6 protein-coding genes and 2 other annotated features are annotated in these 7,121 nt (G+C 33.9%); of the genes, 5 read left to right on the forward strand and 1 reads right to left on the reverse strand.

All coding sequences use genetic code 11. The features are described 5' to 3' along the window. The 5 genes from HMPREF9129_RS05905 to ilvB all read left to right on the forward strand — a co-directional run. Positions 1–669 (forward strand): hypothetical protein (locus HMPREF9129_RS05905; protein ID WP_004821417.1); only part of this gene is annotated, 669 nt, incomplete at its 5' end. A 45-nt stretch (positions 670–714) separates the two neighbouring features. Beyond that, positions 715–951: a binding site (T-box leader), on the forward strand. A 49-nt stretch (positions 952–1,000) separates the two neighbouring features. After that, positions 1,001–1,235, forward strand: a binding site (T-box leader). Between the two features lie 54 nt (positions 1,236–1,289). Continuing rightward, positions 1,290–1,514: an ACT domain-containing protein gene (locus HMPREF9129_RS05910; protein WP_004821420.1), complete on the forward strand. Its 225-nt coding sequence runs from the start codon at positions 1,290–1,292 to the stop codon at positions 1,512–1,514. Between the two features lie 21 nt (positions 1,515–1,535). Continuing rightward, positions 1,536–2,528 (forward strand): ketol-acid reductoisomerase, encoded by a 993-nt coding sequence (gene ilvC / locus HMPREF9129_RS05915; protein WP_004821421.1) that lies wholly within the window; start codon positions 1,536–1,538, stop codon positions 2,526–2,528. Between the two features lie 11 nt (positions 2,529–2,539). Then, positions 2,540–4,189 (forward strand): dihydroxy-acid dehydratase, encoded by a 1,650-nt coding sequence (gene ilvD, locus HMPREF9129_RS05920; protein ID WP_004821423.1) that lies wholly within the window; start codon positions 2,540–2,542, stop codon positions 4,187–4,189. 9 nt (positions 4,190–4,198) lie between these two features. Next, complete coding sequence (gene ilvB, locus HMPREF9129_RS05925) at positions 4,199–5,860, forward strand: biosynthetic-type acetolactate synthase large subunit (protein WP_004821425.1); 1,662 nt, start codon at positions 4,199–4,201, stop codon at positions 5,858–5,860. Positions 5,861–5,912: 52 nt separating this feature from the next. On the opposite strand, the gene HMPREF9129_RS05930 is transcribed toward ilvB, so the two are convergent. Continuing rightward, positions 5,913–6,920, reverse strand: coding sequence for an MBL fold metallo-hydrolase (locus tag HMPREF9129_RS05930; protein WP_004821427.1), 1,008 nt, complete (start codon positions 6,918–6,920; stop codon positions 5,913–5,915). Positions 6,921–7,121: the final 201 nt, after the last annotated feature.

Genomic DNA, 7,121 nt, shown 5'->3' on the forward strand with positions numbered 1-7,121 from the left:
TTCAATAATTTGAACATAGAGAATAATACAGTAGAGTGCACAGTTAGTTTGACTTTAAAAAGGAGTTTTAATAATTCAAAAGTTTTGATTAATGTAAATGGTATTGAAAAAAATACTGAATTAGAAAATGGAAGTTATATATATAGGGATGTTTTACCAATAAATAGCAATTTAAAATTAGGTTTACTTAGTATTTACAATGAGTCTGTTAAAGAGGTAGAAAATCTGAATTATGAAGCAAGTGTTTTAAATACTGTTTTAGGTGAATGTTATATTAATGTTCCATGGGAATATAGTTTTTTTGAAGAAAAAGATAAAGGTGATGTTTTTGAAATGGACTTTGATGGTGGAATATATACTACTTTTCAAGGTGAATGGAGAAAAATACCGAAAAAAATTGATTTTGTATTGTTAGTAAATGATAGAGAAAAATATAGGCACTCAATTATACCAACTGATAAGGGAACAAACTATATGAGGGGAGATATAAAGAGTAGAAAGTACAAATTTTTAAAGAATGATAGAGTGCTAGTTAATTTTGAAGTGGAAGATGAGCATGGATATATACACGTTATTCCTAAGCTATATAGGGTCATAGGAGATAAAGATTCTTCAAATAAAATTGAGCTTATACAAACGGTAAAAGATAAAAATGGAAATTTAATTTAAAAACTGTTGCAAAAATATTTTTCATCATTTATAATAAGTAAAAGTTAAAAAATACTGATATGGAAGAGTAGATAAAGTGAGTTTTAAAGAGATGTGTCGGTTGGTGCGAGACACAATACAAGTTTTATTGAAAATCGCCATTGAGTAATGATACTGAAAGAGGAGTAAGTATTGTCGGGATCTCCCGTTATAGAGATATTCATTGTTGAATTGAGAGCATCATTTTAAAGATGAAGAAGAGTGGTACCGCGGAAAATAGTTTATATATCTTTCGTCTCTTCACAAATGTGAAAGGACGGAAGATTTTTTTATGTCCTTAATTTATAATTTGATATTTACTGATATGGAAGAGTAAATAAAATGAGTCTTAAAGAGATGTGTCGGTTGGTGCGAGACACAATACAAGTTTTATTGAAAATCGCCATTGAGTAATGATACTGAAAGAGGAGTAAGTATTGTCGGGATCTCCCGTTATAGAGATATTCATTGTTGAATTGAGAGCATCATTTTAAAGATGAAGAAGAGTGGTACCGCGGAAAATAGTTTATATATCTTTCGTCTCTTCACAAATGTGGAAAGACGGAAGATTTTTTTATTTTAGGATTTAGGAGGAGAAAGTTATGGAAACAAAAGTTTATGCAAATTTATTACAAGGTATGGATTCTTTTTTGAGAATCGCAATGACACTCAGACGAAGAGAGTTAAAGCTTAAATCACTAAGTATGTCGACTGATTGTAATGAGATGGTGATAGTTTTGAATGAACAGGAAACTTCTTCTCAATCTGTGCTAAATCATATGCAAAAGTTATGTGATGTTGGAAATGTAAGAGTTGTAGTAGGATAAATTTTTAGTAGGAGGAATAAAATGGCAAAGATGTATTATGATAAGGATGTAAATTTAGATTCGTTAAAGAGCAAGAAAGTGGCAGTGGTTGGTTATGGTAGCCAAGGTCATGCTCATGCTCAAAATTTAAGAGATAGTGGCTGTGATGTTGTAATAGCACTATATGAAGGAAGCAAGTCTGCTGAAGTTGCAAAGGCAGATGGCTTTGATGTACTTAGCGTTGCAGACGCAACTAAGCAAGCTGATGTTTTGGTTATGCTAATCCCTGATGAAAAACAAAAAAAGGTATATGAAAATGAAATTGAACCTAATTTGAGAGAAGGTCAAACTTTGGTGTTTGCACATGGATTCAATATTCACTTTGGACAAATAAAACCTCCTACGAATGTCAATGTTATTATGGTAGCGCCTAAAGGACCGGGGCATTTAGTTAGAAGAGTGTTTGTTGATAACAGCGGTGTTCCGGCTGTGTTCGCAGTTGAAAATAATTACACAGGGGATGCTGAGAGTTTAGTTTTACAATATGCAAAAGGAATTGGAGCGACAAGAGCAGGTGTGCTTGAAACAAGTTTTAAAGAGGAAACTGAAACAGATTTATTTGGAGAACAAGCGGTCTTGTGTGGTGGGGTTAATGCTTTGATGAAAGCTGGTTTTGAAATTCTTGTTGCAGCTGGATATCAAAAGGAAGTAGCATATTTTGAATGTCTTCATGAAATGAAATTGGTCGTAGATTTACTCTATGCCGGCGGATTTGAAGGGATGAGATACAGCATAAGTGACACAGCTGAATATGGAGATTATGTTTCTGGTGGAAGAATTATAGATGATCACGTAAAAAACTCAATGAAAGAAGTTTTAAGTGATATACAAAGTGGAAAATTTGCAAAAGAATGGATTGCAGAAAATGAAAATGGCAGAGTGAACTTCAATAAGTATAGAGAAGATGCAAAGAATAGTGAAGTTACAGAAGTTGGTAAAAATCTAAGAAGCATGATGAGCTTTTTAAAGAATTAAGGGGATTGAAAATGAAAAGTGAATTAGCTAAGTCAGGACTTACCAAAGCCCCTCACAGAGCATTATTAAAAGCAACGGGTCTTACTGATGAAGAAATTTCAAAGCCATTTGTCGGAATAGTGAATTCATTTAATGAAATTGTTCCGGGACACGTTGGACTAAGAGAAATATCTGAAGCTGTCAAAAGAGGTGTACTAGCAGAAGGTGGCACCCCACTTGAATTTCCGGCAATAGCTGTTTGCGATGGGATATCTATGAATCACGAAGGAATGAAGTATTCTCTTGTGAGCAGAGAAGTTATTTGCGACAGTATAGAAATAATGGCAAGAGCTCATTCACTTGATGCTCTTGTATTGATACCAAGTTGTGATAAAGTTGTTCCAGCCATGTTGATGGCGGCCGCAAGAGTTAATATTCCATCAATAATTATAAGTGGAGGTCCAATGTTGGCAGGTAAATTCAATGGAGAAAATGCCGATATAACTACAGTTTTTGAAGCTGTTGGGAAAGTTGCTAACAATAAAATGAATTGTGATGATTTAAAATGTTTGGAAGAGTCAGCTTGTCCAACTTGTGGCTCGTGTTCAGGAATGTTCACTGCAAATTCAATGAACTGTATGACAGAGGCTCTTGGAATGGCACTCAATGGAAATGCTTCAATACCGGCAGTTTATGCAGATAGAAAAAGACTTGCAAAATACGCCGGAATGAAGATTATGGAACTACTTAAAAAAGATTTAAAACCAAGAGATATAATGACAAAAAAAGCGTTCCACAATGCCTTGACAGTGGATATGGCGCTTGGTTGTTCAACGAATACAGTATTGCATTTAACAGCAATAGCACACGAAGCAGGAGTTGATATAAATTTAGATTTAATAAATGAAATCAGCTCAAAGACACCAAATTTGTGTAAACTAAGTCCGGCTGGAAATCACTATATGGAAGATTTGCACCTTTCAGGCGGTGTAAAAGCTGTAATGAACGAACTCAGCAAGATGGATTTAATAAATTTAGACACAAAGACAGTGTACGGAACAGATATGAGAAGCACATTAGTCGAAAAGAAAAATAGTGAAGTGATTAGGGATTTCACAAACCCATATTCAAATGAAGGTGGAATAAAAGTTTTAAGAGGAAATTTAGCTCCAGACGGGGCCGTTATAAAAAAATCGGCAGTTGATGCGAGCGTAAAAGTTTTTGAGGGAAGTGCTAAAGTATATAACTCAGAAGATGAAGCAGTGAGTGCAATCCTTTCAGGAAAGATAGTTGCAGGAGATGTTGTTGTTATAAGATACGAAGGTCCAAAAGGTGGGCCGGGTATGAGAGAAATGCTAACGCCTACTGCCGCGCTTTCAGGAATGAATTTAGATAAAGATGTATGCCTTTTGACAGACGGAAGATTTTCAGGGGGCACAAGAGGATTTTGTATAGGACACATTTCACCGGAAGCATACGAAGGTGGAATGATGGGTTTAATTGAAGATGGAGATACAATAAAAATTGATTTAGAAAAATCAACACTTGATGTAGTGATGGACGAAGTTGAATACACAAAGAGAAGAGAAAACTTTGAGCCATTGAAAAAACAAGTTGATGGATATTTATCTAAGTATGTCAAGTTGGTATCTTCAGCAGATAAGGGAGCAATTTGCAGTTAGGAGTAGGTTATGAACGGAGCTGAATTAGTTTTAGAGTGTTTAAAAAAAGAGGGAGTAGATACCTTGTTTGGTTATCCCGGAGGAGCAGTAATCCCTCTGTATGACGCTTTATACGATTATAAAAAAGATTTTTTACACATTAGAACTTCTCACGAACAAGGACTTGTGCACGCAGCTGATGGATATGCAAGAAGTACCGGCAAAACGGGAGTATGTATAACTACATCAGGTCCTGGGGCGACAAATGCAATAACGGGAATAGCTACAGCATATATGGATTCAACTCCAATGGTAATAATAACAGGTCAAGTTCCAACTTCAATGCTTGGAAAAGATTCTTTCCAAGAGATAGACATAACTGGAATGACACTTTCAGTTACAAAACACAGCTATCTATTGAGAGATACTAAAGACATAGTGCCTACCATAAAAGAAGCATTTAAAATTGCGCAAAGCGGTAGAAAAGGACCTGTGTTAATAGACATACCTAAAAACCTATTTGTAGAAGAAATAGACTTTGAACCATTTCAAAATCTAAAAGAAGAAATCGCAGAAGAATTTGTTGAAAAAACTGAAGAAACTGATGTAGATGAACTTGTAGAACTTATAAGAGAGTCAAAAAGGCCGGTGATATATGCCGGCGGAGGGATAAAAACTCAAGACTCAATCAATGAATTAGTTGAGTTTGCAAAAAAAATGGACATTCCAGTTTTAAATACATTAATGGGATTGGGAAGCATAGATAGAAATGAAGAATTGTCACTTGGACTTATGGGAATGCATGGATTTAGAGAGGCAAACTTTGCAATTTCAAAAGCTGATTTAGTTATTGCAATAGGCACGAGATTTAGCGACAGAGGTACGGGAGTTTGCAGTGCCTTTGCTGCGAATGCAAAGATAGTTCACATAGAAATAGACAAGAGTGAACTTGGAAAAAACATCACACCGTATTTGAAAGTCTTGGGATATAGTAGAGAAGTTTTGAAAAAATTAGTTGAAACTATGGAGCCAATGGAACATAGCGAGTGGAGAGATGAAATAAATTCATATAAGAACACAGATAAATTAGATGAAAATTTATTCCACCCTCAAAATATTCTAAGAGTTGCCAATGAAGTTTTGGAAGATAAAAATGGTACAATAGTGACAACAGATGTAGGACAACATCAGATGTGGACAGCACAACACTGGAAATTCAAACAAGGTAGAAACTTTGTAACATCAGGCGGACTTGGAACTATGGGCTTTGGACTTGGAGCAGCAATAGGCTCAGCAGTTGGAAATCCAAACAAGAGAGTAGTCCTTGTGACAGGAGATGGAAGTTTTAGAATGAATTTAAATGAGTTGGCAACAGTAAGAGATTATAATCTACCGATTGTAATTTTGTTGTTTAATAATCATTCACTGGGTATGGTTAGACAGTGGCAAAAACTTTTTTCTAACGAAAGATATTCAGAAACGGATATATCATTTAACATAGACTATCTAAAATTGTGCGAGTCATTTAGTATAAAAAGCTATGAAGTGGAAAATTTAAATGAGTTACAGAGAATCTTAAAAGAAGCCGACACAAATGAACCGTTATTTGTTCAATGTAATATAGACAAAGACTTTGATGTATATCCAATAGTTCCACCAAATGAGGTCTTGGAAAATTTAATAATTGGATAAAAAATCCCCTTGTTCACAAAAGAATTAAGGGGTTTCTCAATATGTTTAAATATTAGTTTTTCGGAAATATATTTTCAATAGTATTTTTTAATTTTTTAAAGTATAAAATTCCATTTTTGTTTTCCATACTCAAATTACCTGTGTATAATAAGTGCTCAGCGTGTGACATGGTTTCTCCGGTTGCAAACCACTTTTGTGGCTTTGGAAACTCATTCCAATTATCAGCCCTTATCTTCCAAGTAATCATAGAAGAAAGGTCTTTAATAGTGTATTCTTTTTCATTATCCATTACATCTAAAATCTCTTGCAATCTGTTTTTGTGATGGATAAATAATTCTTCGATTCGTTCTTTATGGTTGTCTATTATTCTTCTATGAGAAGAAAAGATATATTTTAAATCCATTTTATTCAACTTAGAGAGAGTTTTAAAATAAGTTCCAAGAATATCAGGATATTCAAAACCCCAAAAAGTTATATTTGGTGTTATCGGGTCTAGAACGGTATCGGCACCAAATAATATTTTGTGATTTTTATCATAAAGTCCTATGTGCCCGGGGGTATGACCTTTCAAATTCAAAACTTCAAATTCATAATCATCAATTTTTAAAGTGTCTCCAAATTTGAGTTCAATAAATTCAACAGGATGGTCGAGTTTAAAATTATAACCTGGGTTGTCAGCTATGGTCATTTCATCTTCATCGACACCATATAGATGTTTAAAACCATCCATCATATTCCAATAAGTGTCATTACTCATTGAATTTATAAATTTTCCATCAACTTTACTTGCATATATTTTGCAATTGGAATCACTGAATAAATTTACAAGTCCACTGTGGTCGGCGTGTAGATGAGTGATAACCAAGTCCACATCTTTTATCTCAAGTCCAAGCTCGCTAAGGCCGTCTAATAAATCGGTCTTTGATTCAGGTTTGTTATATCCAGTGTCAACCAATAAATTTCTGTCTACTCCCTTGATGACATAAGAATTTATAGCCTTTAAAGGGCTTTTAGGCAAAGTAACTTCAAACGTATATATATTTTTAAAAACTTCTTTCATAAGCAACTCCTTTATGATTTTAATATACCCAAAGTATAAAAACACAAAGAATAAAATTTGTAAAAAGCAAATAAAAGTATACTGTTTTTAGTTGCTTTGAAATATTTAGAGAGAATTTTTATAAGTTTAGAAAATTTAAAATTCAAGCCATTTAAAGACATAAAATAATTTTAATTTTAATGCAAACCAATTTATTTAAAT

Origin of the sequence: Peptoniphilus indolicus ATCC 29427 (genome assembly GCF_000227315.1) — a bacterium.
Taxonomy (GTDB): Bacteria; Bacillota; Clostridia; order Tissierellales; family Peptoniphilaceae; genus Peptoniphilus; species Peptoniphilus indolicus.